Raw genomic sequence first — 23,063 nt, forward strand, 5'->3', positions numbered from 1 at the left:
ATGGAGTCTTCACCATGAAAATGTCAGACATTCCCTTCGGCACCACCGACTGGTCGCAGGTCGATCGGGTCGAATATCCGGGCGAACGCGGCGCTGCCTACTGGCGCACGCAGACCTTCGGGACGATTCGCGTCCGCATGGTCGAGTACACGCCGGGCTACCTGGCCGACCATTGGTGTTCGAAAGGGCACATCCTCTTGTGTCTCGAGGGCGAGCTGCACACCGAACTCAAGGATGGCCGCGCGTTCACGCTGTTGCCGGGCATGAGCTACCAGGTCGCGGACGACGCGGAACCGCACCGTTCGTCCACCGACGTCGGCGCCAGGCTGTTCATCGTCGATTGACGCGCACCTTCGGTGCCGCCTGCCGATCAGGCACGCGCCGCCGGCAACGCCGCGGCGGGCTTCGCCACGATCCGCACGGGCGCAGCCATCGGCTTGGGGCGAGCCGTCAGGGTACGCTTGACGGCGGGGCTGAAGAACAGCGCAAGCGTCTCGTCCTCGAACAGCCGGCCGAGCCGGGTCAGCCGCAATCCCGCATTGCCTTCGCTGTCCGCATAAGGCTCGAGCACACCGAGCCCGACCAGCCTGCCGGCCAGCTCCCGATAATGCGCGCAGAGCTGCGGTTTGCCGGCGGCGATCGCGTGCAGCACGGCATCCTCGACGCGGCCGCTGCGCAACCCGGTGGCGTAGGACATCGCCAGCAACTCCTCGTCGTCGATCGCGCGGCCGGTGGCGATCGGAATCTCGCCGGCCAGCGCGCGGTCGGCATACGCGCGAATCTGCGTGTCGTTGCGGAACGCGTAGCCTCGGCAGCCGTACCCTGCCGGGCCCGCACCGACGTGCGAATACGACGCCGCCCCGACGCCGAGCAGATCGCGCGACACCGACGTGCGGACCTTCTTGAACGGATCGGTATAGTGCTGCGCGCGCACGAAGCGGTTGCCGTCGCATGAGTGATAGCCGAGCGCCTCCATGCCCTGCCAGATCAGCATGCGCCCGAACAGCGTCTCGTGCTCGTCCTCGAATTCGCCGTGCCGGTCTTCGGACCGATACCAGTCGCCCTGCGGCCGGTCGGCGAAGCGGCCGTGATACCAGGTCAGATGCGCCGGCCGCAGTTCCGCGATCGTCTGAAGGTTCTGCCAGGCCTCCGCCGGCGACCCCTTGTAGAGCCCCTGGATGAGATCGAGATTCCAGTTGTCGAAGATCTCGCTCGCGATCTGCGCGGCGCGAATCGGCACCTCGCGCTTGTAGCCGCGCCCCGCGTATTTCAGCACGGCGTCGTCGAACGACTGCACGCCGAAGCTCAGGCGCGTGAAACCCTGCGCCTTCAGGAAACGCAGCTTGTCCGCGCCGCCGGGGGCCGTGATGGTGAGCGGGCTGCCCTCGATGCATACCTCGGCGCCGGGCAAGATGTCGTAGTTGTCGCCGATCACGCGAATGAGGTCGCGCAGCGCCTCCTCCTCGAGCACCAGCGGCGTGCCGCCGCCAATGTAGATCGACGACAGCGCCGTGCCCGATCGCGCGAGCCTGGCACTCCAGAGCGCCAGTTCGCGCCGGAGCGCGTCGAGATAGCGCGCCACGTCGTTCTCGCCGGTCTGCGATGCCCTGCCCTTGCCCGCATAGTGCTGCACCGTGTAATGGCAGAAGGTGCAGCGCGTTTCGCAAAACGGGATATGCACGTAAAGACTGGTATCGCCGCCGAAGCAAATCGCATTCAGAACCGTGCTCGATTCGACCGGCATCAACGAGTCGATCGGCGGGTAGACGGCCACCGAATGGGTGCCGCCCAGCACACTGCGCCGGATGCTCAACCCCGCGGCGTGCAGCGCCGGCAGCATGTCGGGGATGCCGAGCCGCGCCAGCGCGGCGCGCGCGTCGTCGAAGGCGGCGGCCTGCGAGCGCATCCCCACGCGTTGGGCCGGTGCATCGGTCCTCATCGAATGCGCTCCGCGATGATCGTGAGGCACACGTCGGCGTGCGGCCCCGGATCCCTGTCCTCGGTGTAGGTCACGTCGAACGGATTCACGAGTCGCGGCACATAGTGCTTGCGCCATGCGCTTGCCCGTTCGCCGGCCAGCGTCGACACGGTTTGTCCCCACACGCGCTCGACGACGATCGTCAGGTCCGGGCGATCGAAGGCCGCGCGCATCAACGCGTAGATGTCGTCGAACTGAACCCACGGCTGCCCGAGCCGATGAAGCGGGAGCCGCACGAGGCGGTGCGTGACGGCGATTCGACCGCCGACGCGGACGACACGCGCCATCTCGGCCACCATCGCCGGGCCGAGCCCCAGTTGCCAGATCGCGCCGGTCCATTCGTTGACGGCCGCATCGGCCGAGCCGTCGCGCAACGAAATGCGCTGCGCCAGCCCGGAGCGAAACTGCACGTTCACGTAGCCTTGCTCGCACGCAAAGCGGCGCGCACGATCGGTCACGCAGCGCAGCATCTCGATCGAGACGACGAGGCCGTCGGGGCCGACCAGGGGCGACAGACGGCGCGCCACCCGGCCATTGCCGCCGCACACGTCGACGACGACGCTGCCCGGCCCCAGATCGAGCAGCTCGGGATGATTGGGCAGCAGGTCTTCGCGAAGGCGAACGAGCTTTTCCTCGGCCTCCGGCGTCTGGCTGAACGTGTTGTCGCCTTCGAAGGACTTCAGCAGCGGCAGACGCCAGCGCAGATAGGCAAGGCGGAAACGCGCGGCAATGTCCGACAGCCCCTCGGGACGCGGCAACGAAGCGTTACCGAGCACGACCTCGTCACTCGGCAGGTTGGCGATGCTGACATCGCCGAAGGTCTCGTCCAGCGCATGCACGGCTTCGAAGACGCCGACGAAATCGGTCTCGCTCGCCTTTCCCGCGGGCCAGAGCGCGTCGGCATCGAGCTCGACGCACAAGCCGCAGAGCCCTGCCCCTTCGGCCCAGGCCACGGCGCGCGCGCGCGTCGCGGCATCGAGGAACGAGCGGTCGGGCGCCATCCGCGCATGCACGGGCACGCCTGCCCGCGTCAACGCGTCGAGGCCGGCGATGGGCCGCGCTGCCGGCCACGGCACATCGTCGACGATCACGCCGGCATCGAGGCGGCGCAGCGACTGGACGACGTCGGCATCGCAACCCGGATCGACGGCCTGCACCACCGTGTGATGCAGGCGCAAAAGGCCCGCCTGGCGCAGGCGCGCAAGCTCGGCGAGGGTCGATGCGTGATCGCCGATTCGCGCGCAGCGCAGATGCAGTTGCGGTGCGGTCGATTCCGCCTCGACACGGGCCCGAATGGCGTCGGCCGATGCAGTGTCGAGATGCGCGTCGATGGTGTGGCACAGCCTCGTTCGGCGGCTCTCCGCGGCCAAAAGGCGCAATTGCGCCAGTTCGTCCGCCGACGGCACGCGCGCCGACGTCACGTGCAGAAAGCCATGCTGCCGCAGCGCGGCGAGCATCGTGTCGATCAGGTGCTGATCGTCGAAGCCTTTGCGCAGCGCGCCCACGTTGACGGGCTTGCCCGCAAGCTCGGCGACGAAGTCGGACAGCCCCTCGCCGGGCGGCACGGCCATCCCGACTTCGAAGTAACCGTGGCACAGAAACCGGTGTTCGGCGATTTCGACGTCCAGCATCTCGACCGCCGGATCGAGCATGACGAACGCATCGCTGCCCAGCGTATCGTTCTGAAACGGGTTCGCCACGGCGCGCCCGCCGCCTTTCTCGCTGACGACGACGCCGAGTGCGGCGAGCCGGTCGATCACCTCGAGCGCTTCCGCTTCGGACAGGCTGCCCAGCGCCCGCGCCACATCGGCGGCCGAATGCGGCGTTGCCAGCAGCTCGAAGATGCGGGCCGATCGCTCGGACAACTCCGCATAGGCGGGCGCGCTGTCGGCGTCAGGGAAATAGACGAGCCAATGCCGCGGCGACGCGTCCAGCGCGTCGGCGGGATCGAAGCCGTACGGGTTTTCGATCCACGGCGTGAGGTCGTGGCGCGACCTGACAACGACGGCGGCGCGCGACGCGACGAAGCGCACGAATGCGCGATCCGAACCGGCAACGCCGCCGATTCCGGCCGCAACCGCGTTGGGCCACGCATCGACCGTGACCTCGCCGAGACGGCGGGCGAGCGCGACCAGCGCCTGATCGACCGCCAGCGCGTCCTGGTGCGCCGGCGCCGCGAATTCGGGACGCGTCGCGAGATAGGCGACGAAGGCGCCGGCAAGCCGCCAGAAGTTCGGGCCGTCGTCGGCATAGCCGTTGACACGGGCGAACTCCGCGGCCACCGCATCGACGTCGAGCCCGCTCAGGAACAGCAGATGCTGACTCAGCGGCACGCGGCCGAGCGCGACGCGAACGATGCGCACCAGGCTGCGGCGGTACATGCCGATATTGGTCTGCGTCGCCTGCGGGGTGCGGGCATAGTCGGCCACCACGGCGCGCTCGGCGGCGCCGAGGCTCGCGAGTGCGGCTGCATCGGCGTGCCCCGCCCGCGTGACCATCTCGACAAGTTCATCGTCGCTGAGAATCCGCCGCCACGTATCCCATACCAGCCTGGCATCCATCACCCCTCCCGTGTTCGAAGAGTCCGGTCGCGCGCGGCGACGGAGATCGCTTGCTCGCAGCGGCCTACTTGATGGCCAGGAACCCCTCGAAACACAGATACTTCATGACGGTCGTGATATCGACGAACCCCGCGCGCTTGAGCAGCCCGAGGTTGCCTTCCGTGGAAAACGGCTCCAGCACGCTCTTGAGGCTCGCCGTCTTGTTCAGGATCTCGTCGGCCGTGAACCCTTCGCGCCGCTTGTAGTCGTTGTAGAGCGACACGACCATGTCCTGGAAGCGCGCATCCGGCGCGCGAACCTTCTCGAACAGGATGAAGGCGCCGCCCCAGTTCAGGCGCTCATAGATGCGGTTGAATACGTCCTGCCGGTCTTTCGGCGGGATGAACTGAATGCAGTAGAAGGAGACGATCAGATCCGACTTCTCGAAGCCATACAAGCGCGCGTCGCCGACTTCGAGTTCGATGTTGGGCACCTCGATGCAATGCTGCCGCGCCTTGGCGATCATCGACTCGACCGGATCGATGCCGACCCACGTGATGCCCGGCTTCGACGCATGATGCTCCGCCAGCTTCCGCAGCAACTGGCCGGTGGACACGCCGATCTCGTAGCAGATGCTGTCGCCGTGGCAGAAGAAGTCGCTGAGCTGGCACACCAGGTCGTGCCCCGCATCGTAGTAAGGCACCGACCGGCGAACGTGGTCGACGAACGTGTCGGCGACGTTGCCGGTGAAGGTCCAGTTCGCCGGTGCAACGTCGATATCGTGGCCAACTTTCACGCTGCCTCCTGTTGTGTGGTTCGGCGGCTGGCGGGGCCATAGGCGCGGTCCCACGCGGCGCGTGCGCGCTCCAGGTCGGCAAGAACGACGTCGATGGAGCGCGCGACGTCGAGCGTCTCTTCGCGGCTGCGCAGCGCCTCGGCTTCGTATTCGAGGATCACCGCGCCGGGGCGCGCACGCGACAGCACGTCGTCGAGCAAGTCCCACACCGGCTCGACCACCTGGGTGTCGTGCAGGTCGTGGTACTGGTTGTCGAACCAGCGGCCGCCGGCCATGTGGATGCAGATGACGCGGTCCATCGGGATCGTGTCGAGGAAACGCGCGGTCGAATAGCCGCTGGCGCCGTGGTTCTGCGCGTTCGCATAGAGGTTGTGCAGGTCGAGGTGTAAATAGGTGCCTGACAACTCGACGACGCGGGCGAGGAACGCCCCCTCCTCCATGTCGCTGCCGGGGCACGTCCGGTAATAGGCCGCGTTCTCGTGCGCGAGCGGGACGCCGTACAGGTCTTGCAACGCGCGCGCCCGGTTGGCAATCCGAACGACCTCGGCGCGCGAGAACTGCAACGGGCTGCTCCACACGTCGCACCACGACGCATCGCTGTAGAAGCAATGGTTCGAAACCCACGGGACGTTGAATTTCCGGGCGAGCGGCACGTGGCGCCGCACCGCCGGCGTGCTCGACAGCGCGTCGAACCCGAAATCGCCGCCGTAATTGGAGTGACCGACGAGCGGAAAGCGCGTGGCGACCTCGCGCATCGTGTCCACCATCCCCGGCAACATCAACCCCGGCCCGTCGAGCGGCGCCATCACGCCGTCAAACAGGATTTCGAGGGCATCCAGGGATTGATCGAAAAAAGGAAACCAGCCAATCAGCGCCGGGTTGAACTGGAGCCCGACTCCAAGCCTTGGGACGTTCATCACGAACACCTCCGTTCGTTGGCCATGGAGCCGGTGCCCATGTGATGCATGTCAGCCTGCCGCGCACTTGGTCACGTTTGCCGCACAGTGGGCGGCATGTGCAGCGCAGTGGGCTGCGTTTGCCGCGCACTTGGCGGCGGCGGCCGCACATTTCGCGGAAGCCGCGCGCGCGACCGCGGCATGATAGGCCGCTGCGCACTTCGCCAATTGCGCCGCGCACTGGGCGGCAAGTTCGGCCGCCTCGGCCGATCTCACTGACAGCTTCTTCACGTCGTCGTTAGCCATTTGAATCCCCTTCGCCTGTAGTTGAACGCTTTGATTCCACCCACCTCCGCCTGACAACTGAAATTCTTTATAGCAGGAATTCTAAGCAAATCCAGGAATTAACATTTTCATTTTGCAGGATTGCGAAATATGTAATTGCTGTATAAAACTTTCGAGCGCCTCGCAATGCAATCCGCACGATCACTTCTGGTTACCATTTCAAAATGGATCGTCAGAAAGAAAACAATCTCGAAATGCTTGGCGCGCACCTGCCCTGCAGCTTCCCGCTCGGCTCATGCGGTGCTGCGGAGCCTACATCCGATCGAGCGACAGCGCGCATGCACGACCGGCGGGCGGACAGTATTCGGCGAGCCGTTTCCGTGCGCCGTCGTAGTCCTGTCGTTGTCCGGGCGTCAAATTCTCGATCCCTTTTCTTTCGTAAGCCTGCGTCAAGCCGAAATACGCCCAACCGTTGCCTTTGAAACTCGTATACAGGTCGCGATTCGGGTCGTCGTTGCCGAGCGACGCGTGGAGCACCTTGATCGCGTTGTCGTATCGGCCGAGATCGATCAGAAGTGCGGCGAGGGTTTGCCTGACCGGAACCATCCAGTAAGGCGGCTCGTCATAGTTCATCGCGTCCTGCTGCCCGGCCGAGCGTTCGAGAACGCGTACGCCGCTTTGCGCGTCGCCGTTCATCTGGTCGATCCTTGCATGCGCGACCGATTGCATGATCTGCGCGGCCTGGTGCCCCATCACTTCGTCGCGCCGCTCGTTCCTGAACGCGATCACGTCCTTGTCGAGTTGCACATACGCACGTCGTGCGCCGCCTGCATCGCGTTTGCGGACGTGGGCTAGCACTTGCGCGTAGTCCCACGAAATGCGTGCATAGCGCCAGTCCTTTGCCGTCCCGTCAGGCGGTGGCTGCTGGATGATCTCGCCCGGCGACATGAAATACGGCAGCGACTGGTAATAGACGCCGCGATAGCGGTCGGTCCGGAACGTCACGCCCTCGCCTTCTGAATGGCGGAGCCGATCGGCGGCCCAGTTCATGTCCTCGACGTTGCCCGTCAAGATCGCCGAGGCCAGCGCGAAATGGATGTTGTGCCGGTAGTAGCCCCAGCGATAGCGGTCGCCGTCCGGATGCGCGATGCCGCCTCCCGGCCCGGCGTCGACCTTCTTGAAATAGGTTTCGTCGCTCAGCGTGGCTTTCTGATTCGCTTCGAACGATTTCAGGTGGTCGCCGGTGCGGTAATAAATGTGCGACGGCATATGAACCAGATGGCCCGCACCGGGCGCGAGGTCGGGCAGCTTGTCCGCAAAAGGCGTCACGACGTTCGGCTCCGTCGATCCCTCGCGAATATGAATGTACCAATGCACGAGCCCCATGTGCTCGGCGTGCGTCTTCAGCCCGCCTTCGACGGCATCGACTGCCGGCGGAATGTCATGGTAGGCCGGGTTCCCCTGACGGTCCCAGTATTCCCAGGGCCTGAGGTTCATCACGGCATCCGCATACAGGGTCTGGATATCGGGGTCATCGGGGTAGCGGCGGGCCAGCGCGATCATCGCACCGGCATAGTCCTTGTTGCGCCGGTTCTGGCGCTCGCTCTCGTCGGGAACCTGCCGATGCGCTTCGTAGCGCGGCAACAGCGCCTCGACGAGCGCACGCTCCTTCGGGTCCGCATCGCGGATGCGCAGTGCGTCCCTGAGCATCTGTTGCGCGATCCGGCGATCCTGTTCGGGCTGGTCGAGCTGATTGATGTTCACGCCCAGCGACATCGCGATTCCCCATCGGCACATCACGCAGTCGGGGTCTCGCTTGAGCGCGGCCTTGTACGCGCGGTACGACTCGCGAAAGTTGAACGCACAGTAGAAGCGCAGGCCTTGATCGAAGAATGCTTGCGTCTCCGGGTTTGCCGTCTTGATTTCTTTCGTCAGCGAGCCGAGCTGGAAATCCGTCGGAGGCTCGGGATCGTCGGCCGCGATGGCCGACAGCGCGAACGACGACTTGCTGCCGGGCAGCGCGCTCATCATGTGCTCGCTTTCCATGCCCTGCATGCTGTGAACCATCGCGCCATGCACGTCGCCGCTGGATGCGGACATTGCGCAAGGCGCGCTCAGCGCGACTACCAGGCCGATCGTCCCGGCCAGGCACGCTTGCCTCGACGCGTTTCGAATATTGCCGTCGCCGCCGGATCGCGAGCGATTGTCGGTTGTTCCCATTGCACGCTCTCCCCGTATGCCGTGCCGGCGCGATGCGTGTTCAAAGCACCGCTTTCACGCGTCGACGTGTTCGACGCAGATGCTGATCCGACCGATGTCGATCGCGACGCCGCCTGGCAGCGCCTGCCGAGGCCGTATCGACACGCGGAGATGCGCCTCCGCCAGCGCGATCGCGCCTTGTAGCAACGCGGCGTGCGACGTGACGTCGAGGTAGTAGAGCAGCCCCTCGCCCGCATCGTCCGCGCTTGCCCGCCGGAGCCCGAACAGACCGACGCTGGCCAGATAGGTATCCTGGGAATGGCCGGCCTGGGTCGCGCCTTGGGTCCGCAGAAATGCCTGCAGCACGGTCGCATCGTGCGTGCCGCGGACGCGCTCCAGCATCAGGTAGAAACGGAACAGCGATCCGTCGCCGGCATGGGCAGCCTGTTCGGACGCCAGCGCGACGACGGCCGCGCGGTCGATGCACAGCGGGACCGCCACGCCGTCGCGTTGCACGAGGATCGGCGCGTCGCTCGCTGCAATCACGCGCAGCGAGCGACCCGGGCCTGTCGCGTTGGTCGAGTCGGTCATACCAGTCCATGTTCCCGAGCAGGGTGCTCAGGATGTTGCCCCCTTCCACGCAGCACGCGCAACCTGGCATGCACGATTTCGCGGCGCAGCCAGAGGCCGGCCGTGCGAGGCCATCGGAACCGCCAGGCGGGAATCCCCGGCGGCTCCAGCCGTTCGCAAAACGCCAGTGCGGAAACGACGACCATCGCCGCCAGTTGCCATCCCGGCAGCAGGACCGTCACCAGCATCAGCGCCCAGCACGTGCCGACGCACCACATCCCGTGCCGCAGCCCGAGCCGAAGGGCATCGACATCGGCCTTCAGCCCGAAAGGCGACAGCGGACGGTGCGCGTGACAGCGATTGACGCACCGCTGCTTGAACGGCGAAACGTGCCAGACGCAAGCGACGAGCGCGGCCAGCGCGGCCGGACCGTACGCATTCGGCAGCGCGTCCCTCACGGCCCGTTCCAGCGCCGTCATCGCCAGGCCCGGTATCACCCAGACGGCCAGGAAGCCGAGCACGAACAGCGAAACGGCACGCGCGCGCCGGCTGGCAAAGGTGCTGGCACGGATGTGCACGATGGCGGGCAGCGTCATCGGGCCCATCATCGCCACGATCATCAACAGCCAACCGCGGCTGGCCGACAGGACCCATCCCGCGGTCAGCCACGTGGCTTGTTGCGTCGAACTGCACAGCGCGTCCAGCAGCCCCCCTTGCCCGAACCCGAACGACGACGCGGCAATCGCGATCCACGCAGCCGCGCTGGCGCCCAGCACACCGAACTGCACGCGGGCAAGCTCACGCCGATTGAGGATCATGAAGCGGCTCGCTCAATCGGGCTGCCGATAGACGCTCACCCGGCCGACCTCGATCTTCTCCTCCTCGGGCAGCGCGCGACGTGCCAGCAGGGTGACGGTGATGTTTGCGCTCGGCAGCTGGTCTTCACGATACAGCTGGTCCAGCAAGTGCGTGATGTCCAGCACGTAGGTCAAGCCGTCCCCGCCATGCGCGCCATCCGCCGTGCTGGCGCGCCGCAGGCCGAACAGCGCGATGACACCCGCCTGGTGCGCGCGCAGGATCGCCGGCGTGCGGGCGCCGGCAGGCAGGTTCACATAGACGCCCAGCACGGTCGCGTCCAGCCCGCCGCGCACGTTCTCCAGCTTGAGGTACACATGATCGGGCGGCGCCGCGAGCGACGCTTGCACGAGACTCGTGACCACGCGCTTCTGGACATCGGCGTCCAGCCGCACGCTGACGGGCCCGCTGCCGGCCCCCGAGATGTCGACGGCGCCGGTGCTGGCGCCCAGCAGCTCGGCAGGCGCCTGCGTCGCCCGCGGGCTCGGCGCACGGTGCGCGGCCGCGACCGGGAGGCCGGCGACGCCCAGCCTCTGCAGCCGCAGCAGCAGCGGCGCTGCCGCGGGATGGCCGGCCACGGCAAGATCCTCGTACGTGTAGTTCAACGTGGCAAGGCTGGTCACGTCCTTGGGGGCGTACTGCCAGCTTTCGCCGCCCGGCATCGGCATCACGAACACCTTCGCGGGGCCCTTGAGCCAGTCCGCGTCCTCGGGGTTCAGGTTGCCCGCCGCATTCCACGACGCCCACATGCGGTCGATGTTGCAGTGATGCAGGTAGAAGATCGGGTCCAGCCCCGCCGTGCCGGGGTCCGCCATCAAGCCGTAATCGGTGTTGCTGATCTCGCCGCCCGTGTACACGTGAACCAGATCGTGCGGGTTGTGCTCCATGTTGCCGTGCGGGCTGCCTTTATGGGAAAACCACGGGTGACCGGGGCCACCGAATCCCGGCAGCGGAGTGGCCTGATCCGACCCGGTGAAGAGGTCGTTGGTCATGCACGCTTGCGTCACGTCGCCATCGGACGGGTCGGGATCCTGATCGTTCGTCTCCCGCGTGTCCGTCGGAATGTAGATGTCGCCGTCTCCATTCGGGCCATACCGCATCGCCACATACAGCGGATTCGCCGTGACGCCGTCGGGCAGGGTCTGCTGGGCGAAAGCCGGCGGCATCTGGGCGTCGGCGCCCTGCGCGCCGCCGAAGTAGTTCCAGTAAGGCAGCGCCCAGGTTGCCGGGCCGCCGAGACTCACGATGTCGGCGCGCAACTGCGCCTCGAGCGCCATCAGATACCCGCGGTGCCAGGGCAGGAAGTACCAGGTGCCATGCTGGCACTGATTCCAGTACCGCTCCTGCGTCGCGTGGTTCGGGAGCGGCGTGGTCGGCACGCTCGGCGGGGCCTGGATCTCGCTCCACCTCGGAAAGGTGTGCGGCGGAATCTTCTTGGTCGTCGCGGCCGTGAGGTATTCGCCGTGAATGGCTGCGAAGAACCACCAGCTCGCCGGATCGTCCAGCGATCGCGCCATCATCTTGCCGACGCCCCGCGCGTACCAGAGGAGATCCTGATTGCTGAAATCGCCGCCCGCATTCCAGGCGTCGTTGCGAATATAGTTGGCCATTTAATGGTCTCCTTAATAACTTGTATTCAAGCCGAGTCCGCTTGCTTTCTCTTTATCGACGGAATTTCCGTCTGTCGCGCATGAACGGCCCCGATGCGCGGAGAACGCCTTATAGGTGAAATCCCTTGCGGACGGACTTCGAAGTCTAGGACAGGCGCCGCCGGTTTTTATTCATACAAGTGCGCATTGAAATTCGCATTGCATTTGCTATGAAATTTCCATTGGCGTCATCTCTCATGAAACTCGCCCGGCCTGCGATCGCACGAATGACGTGTTCGCTTAATCGCATGACGCCCGAAATCACACCGGATGTCGCTCCTTGACTTCGCCCACCCCATTACCTAGAAAGATTAGGGCATGACTTTCTTCATAATTTTTACAAGGAGATCAGCATGGCTTACGTCATCATTGCCGCTCAGGATATTCGTGATATTCGCGAGCGTCTCGGCGCGAATAAATTGACCGACGACGACGTCAAATTCGTCGATCTGCTGTTGCAGCGCGCGCATCGCACGGCCGAGATCCATGCGGCGGCGGACCGGCTGACCGTCGACCGTCTGCCGATCGGCTTCGATCTCGTCAAATGACCGTCACGCGCAACGCGTACGAAGCGGATCCGCCGGCCGCGACGCCGTCGCCGGCGGCATTTCGCGAAGCGATCGAGGCAGTGCTGCTCGAGGAGGCGCAACGATATCGCGCCGAAGTGCCGCGCGCCGGGCAACTGGCGGACGCCACGCTGCCGTTCGACACCGATTACTACATCGCGCACCGGATCGAGACCGTGCATCGCATCCGCCTGACGGCGCGCACCGATGCGCTCGCGTTGCAGAAAATGCTCGACGAGGATTACGACACCGCGTGCCGCTGGGGCGACTACATCGTCGAGGAAATGAAGCACGATCGGATGTTCCTGGCCGATCTCGCCACGCACGGCTACCGCAAGTCCGTCATCGACGAGCGGCCGCCGTTGAAATCGACGCGCGCGCTGCTCGACTATCTCGAGGCGCAAATCCACCGCGTCGGCTCGGTGGCCGCCGTCAGCTATTCGATTTTCGTCGAGTGGAATTCGGCGCGCTTCTCCCGCGCGGCGATCGAACGGGCCGCCGCGGTGTTCGGCGAGCGGCACGTGCGCGGCGCGAACGCGCACCTGCGCATCGACGAACAGGACGACCACTATGCGGAGATGGTGGAAATCGCCTATCGGCTGACCGCCGAGCGCGGCGGCGCGCCCATCGTCATCGCGTTGCTGCGCGAGATCGCCAGCCTGCTTCGCGCCACCTTCGTCGAGCTGCACGCGCTCACGGCCCCGTCGCCCGCCGCCGCGACGTCATGAAGGTCGCCGTCTGCGGCGGGGGCAGCATCGCGCTCACCGCAGCGGCGGTGCTCGCGGCCCGGCCGGGTTTCGAGGTTTCGGTGCTCACGCGCGCGCCGTCGAGCTGGTCGGGCATCGCGACGATTCATTTCGGCGATCGCCTTCGCCTGGCCGGCCCCGTCGATGCGACGGACGATCCCGCCCGCGCAATCGGCTCGCGCGACTGGGTGTTGCTCGCGGTGCCCGCGTTCGCTCACGCCGCGCTGCTCGAACGCATCCGGCCGTTTCTCGCGCCGCATGCCTGGGTCGGGTGCATCGGCTGCGCAGCCGGTTTCGACTGGCGCGTTGCGCGGATACTCGGCAACGACGTGCGACATTTCGGCCTGCAACGCACCCCGTGGGTCGCACGCACCGTCGTGCGCGGCCAGGTGGTTCACGTCACCGCCGTCCGCGGCCGCGTCGGCATCGCGGGCCATCCGGCGCGCGAACTGGCGGCGCTCGCGCCGCGTCTGTCCGACGCGTTCGGGCTCGAGCTTCACCCGCTGAACGGCTACCTGTCCGTCACGCTCGGGTTCGACAACCCCACGCTGCATCCGCCGCGCCTCTTCGCGCTCTACGGAAGCGGCAGGCCCGTCCCGCCCGCCGTGCGCTTTTACGGCGACTGGGACGACGCGGCCAGCACGCACCTGCTGCGCATCGACGACGAGCTGGCGCGGATTCGACGCGCGCTGAACGTGCCCGACGAAGTCGGTGCGCGCGCCCATTTCGGCGTGGATTCGCCGGACGCGCTGACGGCGCTCATCCGCGCGATGACGCCGTTGCGCGACATCACCGTGCCGTCCCGCGCCGACGGTTCGCCCGATACGGATGCGCGCTTCTTTCAGGAAGACTTCGCGCACGGGCTGGCGATCCATCGGGCGATCGGCCGACTCGCCGGCGTGGAGACGCCGGCGCTTTGCGCGATGCTCGAATGGGCCGAAACGCTGACCGGAAAGCCACGCGACGATCGTGCGATGCCCCCGCCGTGGCACGACGCGCAATCCCTGGGGCTACGCGACGCGGCATCCGTCGAATCCTTCTCGCACCGTGCCGGCGCCGGCGCCGCAATCCTGGATGGCTCCCCATGCTGACCTTTCCGGCCGCAGCAGCACTCCCGCCCGACCAGGCCGCTTGCCTGCCGACCGAGGCAGACTGCGCGGCCTACGCGCAACGGGGCTGGCACGTGAGCGACGCGATCGTTCCAGCCCGCTTGCTCGACGCGGCCGCCGAGGATATCGCGCGCTACCGGCGCGGCGAGCGCGACGCGTCGATTCCCGCGCAGGCGACGCAGCGCGACTGGGTCGAGGGGGCCGCGCAAGTCATCCGGATCAACGGCTACCTGTCGCTGCAGATGCGTGCGGTGCGCGACCTGGTCGCCTACCCGGCCATCGCCGCGATCGCGGGGCGACTCGCGCGCACGCGCGAGATCCGCCTGTTCCATGACCGCCTGATCGTGAAGCCCGGCGGGCTCCCGGCCGCCTCGACCGAAACCGGCTGGCATACGGACGTGGCCTACTGGGGCAACTCGAGTTCGACGGAATTGCTCACCGCATGGATTCCGCTCGCGGATTGCAGCGTGAACGACGGGACGCTCGCCGTCGTCGAGGGCAGCCACCGTTGGCCGACCATCTCGCTGGAGCGGCGTTTTCTGACGCCCGACTTCGACGGCCAGGTGCCGCGCACGATGGTGCCGGATGCGGTCGAGCCGGTCGTGCGCGTGTTGCCCGTCACGCGCGGCCAGGTCGTGTTTCACCACAGCCGGGTGCTGCACCGGAGCGTGCCGAATCTCGGCACGGCCCCGCGGATCGCGCTCGCCGTCCATCTGCAGGACGAAGCGAATCGGCATCAGCCGTGGATTCAGCCGAACGGCCGCCGGGCAATGCATTCGAACGAATTGCTGTGCAGGCCGACGCCGGGCGGCGCGCCGGATTTCGCGGACCCCCGCGTCTTTCCCGTGTTGTGGCGCGAGTAGGCGGCCGCGTCACCTGAGCGCGTCGACGAGATCCGCCGCGCTCGCCACGCCAAAACGCTGCGGCACCGGCAAGCCGAGCGTGTCCGGGCCCAGCGCGTGGTGGTCGTCGAGCCACGTTTTGCCCATCCAGCGCTGCGCCCAGCGAATGACCTCGTCCAGTGCCGGCGTCGCGGCGCCCGCGATGTCGGCGAGTGCGCGTTGCACGACGATGCCGTACGGCACGTCCTCGGCGAAGTAGTAGCTGTGCAGGTCGGGCGTCCAGCCGTCGTCGACGGCCCGCATCGGCACGGGCCGGTCGCGCAGTGCCGCGATGCGCCGGATGATCCGCGTCATCTCCTGCGCATCGCGCGCGCCGTAGTGTTCGAGCAAGCTCCGTCGGCCCGACAGATCGGCCGGACACGCGTGGCCGATCGATTGAAGATCGCCCTCGCACGCGAGATAGCGCGCCGATGCCGGGTCGTCCCAGTCTTCGTAGAACTGCGGGCGCGCTGCCCACACGCCGTCCGGAGAGGCGTCGTGCCAGAGCGCGTAAAGGCGCGCGGGATGGAAGATCGGATTGGAGTTGCTCAGGCAGACCGCCAGATAATGCGCGAGCGGCGTCGTCGGGATGTTGAGCAGCGCTTGCAGCCATCGCGCGGCGGACGGTGCGTAGCGGCCCGGCACGGTCGCGACGAACAGCGCGGGACGGATGCCCGACACCCACACGACCTCGCCATACGAGACGACCTTCCGGACGTACGGCACGCGCTGCAGGCCGAGAAAGCGCTGCTCGGGACCGAGCGCAGCGCGCACGGCCCACGGCAGCCCGCCATAGCCCGGAAAGCCCGCGAGCCACGCGTGCGGGCCCAGATACGGCGCGATCCGGCGCAGCACGCCTTCACGCGCGGCGTGCGGGATCGCCAGGATCACGAGGTCGGCGCCCGCGACCACCTCGCGCGGGTCGTCCGACACGGCGTGCAAATTGCCGTGCAGCTCGGCCTTGTCGAGATAGATCAACCGGATGCGCCGCGACCAGCGCGCCGGCTGCCGCGTGAGCAATCGCACCTCGTTCGACGCGCGCGCCCCCAGCACCGCGACCAGCGCATGCGCGAGGCTGCCGCCGCCGCACACGCAGATCCGGAGCGGCGCGCCCGGCGCCCGGTCGGGATAAAGCTCCGCGCTCATGGCCGCTCGGCCCGGCGGGCCAGCCACAGCGGCTGGCCAAAGCCGGCGACGTCGACGCGCCGGCTGGAAAAGCCGCTCGCCGAAAGCGCCGTCTCGATCTCGCGATCCTCGAAAAGATGCAGCACGTGACGATCGACGTGATGGCTGACACCGGCTGCGGCCGTCGCGACCAGCCAGTGGAAATCGAGTATCGCGTCGCGGTTGTCGCGCTTGAGCACGGCCTGCCGGCAGAGCTTGAGCGCGCTGCCGTCGTGCACGTCCATCCAGAGTGCGCCTTCGCGGGCCTGGGCCGGCGTCAGCCAGGGGCGCAGCACGAGCACCCCGTGCGGCCGCAACGCGCGCGCGAACGCCGCGATGGCTTGGGCGAGCTCGTCGCACGAACGCAGATAGGCAATGGCCGAACAGAGGCAGAGGATCGCGTCGACGCGTTCCGGCCAGTCGAAGTCCCGGAGATCGGCCAGCCGCAGCGGCGCGCCGGGAAGCTTGTCGCGCGCGACGCGCAGCATCGCGTCGCTGCGGTCGAACCCGCTCACCGCGTAATGCCGGCGCAGCGCGACCAGGTAATTGGCCGTGCCGCAGGCCGCTTCGAGCACGTTCGCGCCGTCACGCACGCCTTGCGCGCGCAGCAGCGCATGCAATGCGTCGGCATGGCCGGCGTAATCGAAGCCCGCATGCACCAGGTCGTAGTAGCGCGCGAAATCGCCGTAAAGGAGAGCTTCCGTCATTGCGCCTCGATATCGATCGAATTGGAATGTGCCGCACGGTAATCGACAAGTATAGGCAGCGCCGTTCCAAAATGACTGGCAAAAATAACAGGTGGAATATTAAATACCCGACCACTAATATCAGATTGGAAATCCACCGAAACACGGATTCGACATCCTCGAATCGGCAAATATGACGAGTGGACGACGGCGTCAATCGCGCCGGGCTTCCGAGCGGCAAAAAAGACAATATTTCAAAAGCAGGGTTGTGCGGCTTCGGCCGACGATCGCATAGCCGGCTGTCGCATTTTATCGGTTTTAAATTCAATATTTATTTAAAAAGGCTCGCCCGCCACCGGGTCGAACAGCCCTTCAAGGAGACCTTTCAAATGGACAGCCTTGTCCGATGTCGATTCAGCGCCTGATGCACCCCGCCCGATGACGTAGCCGTCCCCGCTGTCACACCACCCATCAAGAGGATCGTCATGAGCTTCCTTCATTTCAATGCCACGACCGTCACGCCGGTGCGCCACGCCCGCCAGCGGCGCCCGCTCGGCGCCGCGTTCTCGAACTGGATCCTGGCCAACCACGGGGCCACCTACCGCGCCAGGATCGACCTGCAGCGCGCGAAGGCCGCCGAAGTCCGCGCGACGCGCGGCGCCGCCGCGTACAAGCTGTCCGCGAAGGCCGACGCCCCGCAGGTCGGGATCGTCGGCGGCGGTTTCGCGGGCATGTTCGCGGGGCTGATCCTGCAGTCGCTCGGCATCGAGTTCGAGCTGTTCGAATCGTCGGACCGCGTGGGCGGACGCATACATACGTGGTACTCGAGCGACTACGATCCGAACGACGTGCAGCGCGCCGGCCTGTACGGCGAAGTGGGCGGGATGCGCCTGCCGCAGTTTTCCGCGGACATGCTGCCGGTGCAGCAGCTCGCGCTGGCGGTGAACGCGGTGCTGGCCCGCAACGGCCTCGACGACCAGGCCGTGTACTGGCGCAAGTTCTATTACGATTCGCCGCAGCAGCGGCTGCGCTACAACAACATGGCGACGTTCACGACGCTCGCGCAGGCGTCGCTGGAGAGCTTCAACTTCGGCGTGGCGAACGGCGGCGACGTGCCGCTGGTGTGGGTCACGCCGAAGCCCGCCGGCAACGGCCAGTCGTACCTGCCGATCAACATGGTGCTGGACAAGGTGAACGCGCCGTTCCTGACGGCCATCAACCGGTCGTTCGCCGAGGGCTTCGACCTGCTGATGCAGTACGACCAGTATTCGATGTGGGACTACCTGACGACGCAGTTCCGCCTCGGCGATCTCGGCGAGTACTACGATCCGGCGATGGGCGCGAAGAGCGACCTGCTGCCGTGGTCCGTGGCCAATTTCCTCGAGACCACCAACGTGGGCAGCGGGATGTACTCGGTGTCGTTCGTGGAGATGGTGATCGCCGTCTACGATTGGGGCGGCAGCAAGGATCCGTACCGGCCGGACGACGACGCGATCTACATGCTGACCGTGGACCAGGGGATGCAGCGCTTCCCCGACGCGTGCCGGACGGTGCTCGATCTGCAGGACGCCGTCACGGAGCAGGATGGCATCACCGCGCAGATCCAGGTCGGCATGCTGCCGCAACCGGGCGGCCCGTACAGCTACGATCCGCCCAACCTCACGCCGGACGCCAGGCCGCCGCACGCCACCGCCGCCTATCCGGATGCCGCGTCGCGCGGCGAAACGCAGCGGGCCGCCTACAAGCAGCGCGTGCACCTTCTGCACGAAGTGACGGCGCTGCGCCACGACCCGAGCCTGAACGACGGCCAGGGCGGTATGCGGGTCACGGTGCGCCGCACGCACGACGGCCGCGAGCATGAGCGGACCTATCCGTACGTCGTCACCACGCTGCCCACCGGCGCCTACCTGAACGGCCGGAAGCACCTGAACCTGCTGGAAGGGATTTCCTTCGACAAGGCGCAGGCCATCCGCGAATGCAACTACATGGCGTCGTTCAAGGCCTTCCTGACCTTCAAGCGCCAGTTCTGGACCGAAACGGGCGAGCGCCAGGAGCAGACCGGCGGCTACGGCGCGGCGGCGACCGACCGCCCCAACCGGCAGATCATCTATCCGTCGTACGGCTATGCGGCGGACAAGGGCGTGCTGCAGGTGTATTGCTGGGCGCTGGACGCGCGCAAGCTGGGCGCGCTCGACGACCGCGAACGCATCGCGGAATGCCTGAAGGGCATTCAATACCTGTATCCCGAGGTCGACGTCTACGAATGCTTCGCGGGCTACGAGGACGGCGTGACGACCAAGACCTGGTTCTGGGACGAGCATGCGGGCGGCGGCGCGTTCGCGCTGTTCAAGCCGGGGCAGTTCAAGAAGCTGTACCCGACGCTGCTGACGCCCGAATTCGACGGCTGCCTGAACTTTGCCGGCGAGTGCTGCTCGGTGCATCACGGCTGGATCGTCGGCGCGCTGGATTCGGCCTACAACGCGGTGCTGAACATCCTCGAGCATGCCGGGGAGGTCGACAAGATCGAGACGATGCAGAACACCTGGGGCAAGTTCCTGGCGCCGGACATCGAAGGCGACCCGGCAACGGCCAACCAGATGTCGTATGCCTACGACTACAACCTCGCGGACCGCGATGCGGCATCGAAGCCGCCGGGCGGCGGCGACAGCATCTACGGCGACCGGCAGTACGTGTTCAATGGCCAGGTGCCCGCGTTCGTGGCCGACTACGACACGGTGCCGCAATCGATGAAGGCCACCAACCGCGACAAGCAGGTGCTGGCGATGCTGAACGCGGCGTGGGACGACAACGTCGCGTGGCGCGCCAAGCTGCCGCCCAGGCAGGTGGACATGGAAAACGCGGTGAAGATGCTGGAGGACATCTACTACGGCAACAACTTCCAGACGATCCCCGCGCCGAAATTCTGGCTGAAGAGCGACGACGAGTTCGCGCGGCAGCAGCTCGCGGGCTTCATGCCGACCTTGCTCGAGAAGATGTCGACGGCCGACTTCGACCGGCTGGTCTCGGACGCCGGCATCGTCGACGCGGCGCGTCTCGGCCGGCCGGGCGCGGTGCAGTACGTGGCCAACTACCGGCGCTATCTGGAGGCCTGCACGGTGACGCCGGTCGGCTACTACCTCGCCAAGCCGCTCGTGTTCTTCACCGTGAACCACCATCACGAGCTGATGCCCGTCGGCATCCAGCTCGAACCGGGCGGCGAGCTGTTCACGCCGGACATGGCCAATGCCGAGAATGCGTGGCTGCTGGCCAAGATGCAGACCAACTGCGCGGGCCAGACGCTGCACGACGTGGGCTTCCACCAGCTGCTGACGCACCAGATCTGCGCGATGGTCTCGATCGCGCTGTTCTCGGAGGAAGTCTTCAACCCGAACACCCTGCCCCATTCCACGGAGCCGTTCCAGCAGCACCCCGTGTTCAAGCTGCTGCGGCCGCACGTGGTGAAGACCGTGGAATTCCAGCAGACCATCTACAACCGGGACTACCACCCGCATGCCGAATCCTTCCCGGCGACCCGCAACGCCAACGGCACGCCCGGCGTGTACAACATCGGCTTCGTCTACGACCTGATCTTCTCGTGCGGGCGGATCGGCAACTATCAGCTGCAGGACAAGATGTACTACGACAACGATCGCTTCCGCTTCCTGGCGCAGGCGATTCCGGCCGATGCGAAGCGCCGCGGCGTCGAGCAGACGCCGTTCTCCTACGCGTACGTCCATGACGCCAGCCTCTGGTATGACGCCATCTTCCGGTTCGTCGGCAAGTTCATCGCGGTGCAGTATCCGGGCGGCGACCAGGCGATCGCGGACGATATCCAGCTTCAGCGCTTCTTCGACAAGCTGATTCCGGCGTTCAACCACGTCGACAATGCAACGTTCGCGCATCGCTTCCCGGCCGAGGTCAGGACGGTCGCGGCGCTGCGCGACGTGCTCACGATGTTCATCTGGCAGTTCTCGGTGCAGCACACGGTGGTGAACGACGGTGCGTACAACCAGGCGGCGTTCGTGCCCAACGCGTCGACGCTGATGTATCCGCTGCCGGCAGGCAAGCCGTCGTCGCAATGGAAGCCGGCCGACGTGCTCGCCTGCCTGCCGTCGCAAACGGCCACCTATCCGACGCTCGGCAACATGAACTTCATGGACGTGCAGATCAACGCGTCGGTGACGGGCCAGGGCCCCTACCCTGAAACGGTGACGGGCCGCGGCGTGCTGGAGCCGTCGATCGACTTCCTGCAGGACACCTACGGCTTCGTCGACCCGAAGCTGCGGGATGTCGTATTCGACTACTACCGGGACGTCGTGAAGATCGGCGAGGCGATCGGCGCGCGGCAGGCCAGGGATACGGCGAACTACCTGAACGCGCATCCCGGCGCCACCGCGATTCCCGAAACGGTGCTGTTCGACCTCATCACACCGGTCAACGTGATGAACACGATCCAGACCTGATCGGCGCGGGTTTTTGATCCGGCACCGGGCGCCTCGATGGCGCCCGGTGCCGTTTCCGGGCGTGCCTTCGTCGACGGCATTCGGGCACGCATACCGCATCGGCCGCGCGCCGCACAGCGTGCCGTTGCATAAATGCATCGCTTACCGAACGACGCACGCTGCGGATATCGAACGATTCCATCGATCGATATGACGGCCATCGCGCCGTTTCGTCGATCGACGTTCGCCGTCCCTATCAATGCGTTCGCCGCAGCAGGCAGCCCGGCCGCGATGACGGCGCGCGCGTCGAGCGTGCATCGCCGCGCATTGCAAATCGGTCGCGCGGCGAATTGCAAACCACGGATCGACCGTTCATCGGCCCGGCCGGAATCAATAGCATCGTGATCCTCGCAGACGTACCCATAAAAACGAGGATAGTGATGATCAAAAAATCGGTAGTCCTGGGTTTGGTTTCGATCGGATCGGTCGCCGCGCACGCGCAGAGTTCCGTCACCCTGTACGGCATCGTCGATGCCGGCATCGCCTATACGAACAACCAGGGCGGCGCCAGCAACATCCAGCAGACCAGCGGCAAGCTGAGCGGCAGCCGCTGGGGCCTGAAAGGCAGCGAGGATCTCGGCAACGGCGTGAAAGCCGTCTTCACGCTCGAAAGCGGGTTCCGGCCGAGCGACGGCGGGCTCGGCCAGGGCGGCCGCCTGTTCGGCCGGTCCGCCTACGTCGGCCTCGGCAAGACGGGCATCGGCACGCTGACGTTCGGCCGCCAGTACGACCCGCTCGCCGATCTCGTCGCGCAATACTCGGGCTCGGGCTTCTGGTCGCCGGCCACCCACGTGGGCGACAACGACAACCTGAACCAGAGCTTCCGGCTGAACAATGCGGTGAAGTTCCGCAGCGACACGATCGCCGGCTTCACGGCCGACCTGATCTACGCGTTCAGCAACCAGGGCAACGGCGGCGCGGGCACGGGCTTCTCGAACAACAACGCGTGGGGCGTGTCGGCGAACTACGTGAACGGCCCGCTGTCGGTGGGCGGCGGCTACCTGCGGCTCAATCGCCCGAATGCGACGTCGAACACGAGCGGCGCGGTAGGCGGCGCGACCACGACGACCGGCAACGACTACAGCGGCGCGTTCTTCTACGGGCTGAACGGCGGCGTGCGCAAGCAGCAGATCGCCGTCGCGGGCGCGAACTACGCGCTCGGCCTCGCCACGCTGGGCTTCGCATGGAGCCACACGCAGCTCGACTACGTCGACGGCTCGTCGCGCAAGTTCAACAACTACGACGTGAACGCGCGCTACCAGCTCACGCCGGCGGCGACGCTGCTGGGCGTCTACACGTTCACCGACGGCCGCGCGAGCGGCTTGCCGGGCACCGGCGGCCAGACGCTGAAGCCGCGCTGGCACCAGTTCACGCTCGGGTTCGACTATGCGCTGTCGAAGCGCACCGATCTCTATCTGTCCGCCATCTACCAGCTCGCCGCCGGCGACGCGAGCACGGCGACGCCGGGCGGCTATCGCAGGATCGCGGCGATCTCGAACATCGGCAGCGCGTCGTCGACGAACCGGCAGGTCGCGCTCGTCAGCGGGCTGCGCGTGAAGTTCTGACCGCGCGCGCGGCGGGCGCGGCGGGCGCGGCGGGCGTGGTGGGCGCGGTGGGCGCAGCAAGCGCAGCGGGCGCAGC

20 protein-coding genes are annotated in these 23,063 nt (G+C 66.5%); 8 read left to right on the forward strand and 12 right to left on the reverse strand.

Annotation, left to right across the window (positions count from 1 at the left end):
* Positions 1-14 precede the first annotated feature (14 nt).
* The gene (locus ABFO07_RS33160; protein ID WP_059810140.1) at positions 15-344 is read left to right on the forward strand and encodes a DHCW motif cupin fold protein; all 330 of its coding nucleotides are present in this window, start codon (positions 15-17) and stop codon (positions 342-344) included.
* Between the two features lie 26 nt (positions 345-370).
* Here ABFO07_RS33160 and ABFO07_RS33165 read toward each other — a convergent pair whose 3' ends face one another.
* The 9 genes from ABFO07_RS33165 to ABFO07_RS33205 form a co-directional block, all read right to left on the reverse strand.
* Positions 371-1,939: a coproporphyrinogen-III oxidase family protein gene (locus ABFO07_RS33165; protein ID WP_347469745.1), complete on the reverse strand. Its 1,569-nt coding sequence runs from the start codon at positions 1,937-1,939 to the stop codon at positions 371-373.
* Positions 1,936-4,539 carry a methyltransferase domain-containing protein gene (locus ABFO07_RS33170; protein WP_347469746.1) on the reverse strand — a complete coding sequence of 868 codons (2,604 nt, stop codon included), beginning with the start codon at positions 4,537-4,539 and terminating at the stop codon, positions 1,936-1,938. The genes ABFO07_RS33165 and ABFO07_RS33170 overlap by 4 nt, the downstream gene beginning before the upstream one ends.
* A 64-nt stretch (positions 4,540-4,603) precedes the next feature.
* Positions 4,604-5,314: a methyltransferase domain-containing protein gene (locus tag ABFO07_RS33175; protein WP_059557692.1), complete on the reverse strand. Its 711-nt coding sequence runs from the start codon at positions 5,312-5,314 to the stop codon at positions 4,604-4,606.
* On the reverse strand, positions 5,311-6,231 hold the full coding sequence (locus ABFO07_RS33180; protein WP_060015043.1) for a DUF692 domain-containing protein: 921 nt from the start codon (positions 6,229-6,231) through the stop codon (positions 5,311-5,313). The genes ABFO07_RS33175 and ABFO07_RS33180 overlap by 4 nt, the downstream gene beginning before the upstream one ends.
* Before the next feature lie 51 nt (positions 6,232-6,282).
* On the reverse strand, positions 6,283-6,516 hold the full coding sequence (locus ABFO07_RS33185) for a hypothetical protein (RefSeq protein ID WP_059881569.1): 234 nt from the start codon (positions 6,514-6,516) through the stop codon (positions 6,283-6,285).
* Positions 6,517-6,807: 291 nt separating this feature from the next.
* Positions 6,808-8,595, reverse strand: a complete 1,788-nt coding sequence (locus tag ABFO07_RS33190; RefSeq protein WP_230948534.1) for a tetratricopeptide repeat protein — start codon at positions 8,593-8,595, stop codon at positions 6,808-6,810.
* Positions 8,596-8,769: 174 nt separating this feature from the next.
* Positions 8,770-9,285, reverse strand: coding sequence for a hypothetical protein (locus ABFO07_RS33195; RefSeq protein WP_347469747.1), 516 nt, complete (start codon positions 9,283-9,285; stop codon positions 8,770-8,772).
* A complete protein-coding gene (locus ABFO07_RS33200; RefSeq protein ID WP_124479621.1) occupies positions 9,282-10,082 on the reverse strand; it encodes a DUF2182 domain-containing protein in 801 nt (266 codons plus the stop codon). The genes ABFO07_RS33195 and ABFO07_RS33200 overlap by 4 nt, the downstream gene beginning before the upstream one ends.
* Positions 10,083-10,094: 12 nt before the next feature.
* Positions 10,095-11,729 (reverse strand): tyrosinase family protein, encoded by a 1,635-nt coding sequence (locus ABFO07_RS33205; RefSeq protein ID WP_347469748.1) that lies wholly within the window; start codon positions 11,727-11,729, stop codon positions 10,095-10,097.
* A 392-nt stretch (positions 11,730-12,121) separates the two neighbouring features.
* Here ABFO07_RS33205 and ABFO07_RS33210 point away from each other — a divergent pair, with 392 nt between their 5' ends.
* The 4 genes from ABFO07_RS33210 to ABFO07_RS33225 are packed head-to-tail and all read left to right on the forward strand — an operon-like array spanning position 12,122 to position 15,052.
* On the forward strand, positions 12,122-12,316 hold the full coding sequence (locus ABFO07_RS33210; protein WP_038740699.1) for a hypothetical protein: 195 nt from the start codon (positions 12,122-12,124) through the stop codon (positions 12,314-12,316).
* Complete coding sequence (locus ABFO07_RS33215; protein WP_230942033.1) at positions 12,313-13,062, forward strand: hypothetical protein; 750 nt, start codon at positions 12,313-12,315, stop codon at positions 13,060-13,062. Before ABFO07_RS33210 ends, ABFO07_RS33215 begins: the two co-directional genes overlap by 4 nt.
* A complete protein-coding gene (locus ABFO07_RS33220; protein ID WP_347469749.1) occupies positions 13,059-14,171 on the forward strand; it encodes an NAD/NADP octopine/nopaline dehydrogenase family protein in 1,113 nt (370 codons plus the stop codon). Before ABFO07_RS33215 ends, ABFO07_RS33220 begins: the two co-directional genes overlap by 4 nt.
* Positions 14,165-15,052, forward strand: coding sequence for a phytanoyl-CoA dioxygenase family protein (locus ABFO07_RS33225; RefSeq protein ID WP_059557702.1), 888 nt, complete (start codon positions 14,165-14,167; stop codon positions 15,050-15,052). The genes ABFO07_RS33220 and ABFO07_RS33225 overlap by 7 nt, the downstream gene beginning before the upstream one ends.
* Before the next feature lie 9 nt (positions 15,053-15,061).
* Here the strand turns inward: ABFO07_RS33225 and ABFO07_RS33230 are convergent, their stop codons facing one another.
* Complete coding sequence (locus ABFO07_RS33230) at positions 15,062-16,216, reverse strand: NAD/NADP-dependent octopine/nopaline dehydrogenase family protein (protein ID WP_060014915.1); 1,155 nt, start codon at positions 16,214-16,216, stop codon at positions 15,062-15,064.
* A complete protein-coding gene (locus ABFO07_RS33235) occupies positions 16,213-16,941 on the reverse strand; it encodes a class I SAM-dependent DNA methyltransferase (RefSeq protein WP_060014917.1) in 729 nt (242 codons plus the stop codon). Before ABFO07_RS33235 ends, ABFO07_RS33230 begins: the two co-directional genes overlap by 4 nt.
* A gap of 179 nt (positions 16,942-17,120) precedes the next feature.
* Between ABFO07_RS33235 and ABFO07_RS33240 the strand changes: the two genes are divergently transcribed.
* Positions 17,121-17,345, forward strand: a complete 225-nt coding sequence (locus ABFO07_RS33240) for a hypothetical protein (protein ID WP_155628921.1) — start codon at positions 17,121-17,123, stop codon at positions 17,343-17,345.
* A 60-nt stretch (positions 17,346-17,405) separates the two neighbouring features.
* The gene (locus ABFO07_RS33245) at positions 17,406-21,383 is read left to right on the forward strand and encodes an FAD-dependent oxidoreductase (RefSeq protein WP_347469750.1); all 3,978 of its coding nucleotides are present in this window, start codon (positions 17,406-17,408) and stop codon (positions 21,381-21,383) included.
* Here ABFO07_RS33245 and ABFO07_RS33250 read toward each other — a convergent pair.
* A complete protein-coding gene (locus tag ABFO07_RS33250; RefSeq protein ID WP_347469968.1) occupies positions 21,287-21,859 on the reverse strand; it encodes a hypothetical protein in 573 nt (190 codons plus the stop codon). The two genes, ABFO07_RS33245 and ABFO07_RS33250, sit on opposite strands and share 97 nt — an antisense overlap.
* On the opposite strand from ABFO07_RS33250, the gene ABFO07_RS33255 reads away from it, so the two are divergent.
* Complete coding sequence (locus ABFO07_RS33255) at positions 21,803-22,987, forward strand: porin (protein WP_059557708.1); 1,185 nt, start codon at positions 21,803-21,805, stop codon at positions 22,985-22,987. The genes ABFO07_RS33250 and ABFO07_RS33255 overlap by 57 nt on opposite strands.
* Positions 22,988-23,063: the final 76 nt, after the last annotated feature.

This window comes from Burkholderia stagnalis (genome assembly GCF_039848545.1).
Taxonomy (GTDB): Bacteria; Pseudomonadota; Gammaproteobacteria; order Burkholderiales; family Burkholderiaceae; genus Burkholderia; species Burkholderia stagnalis.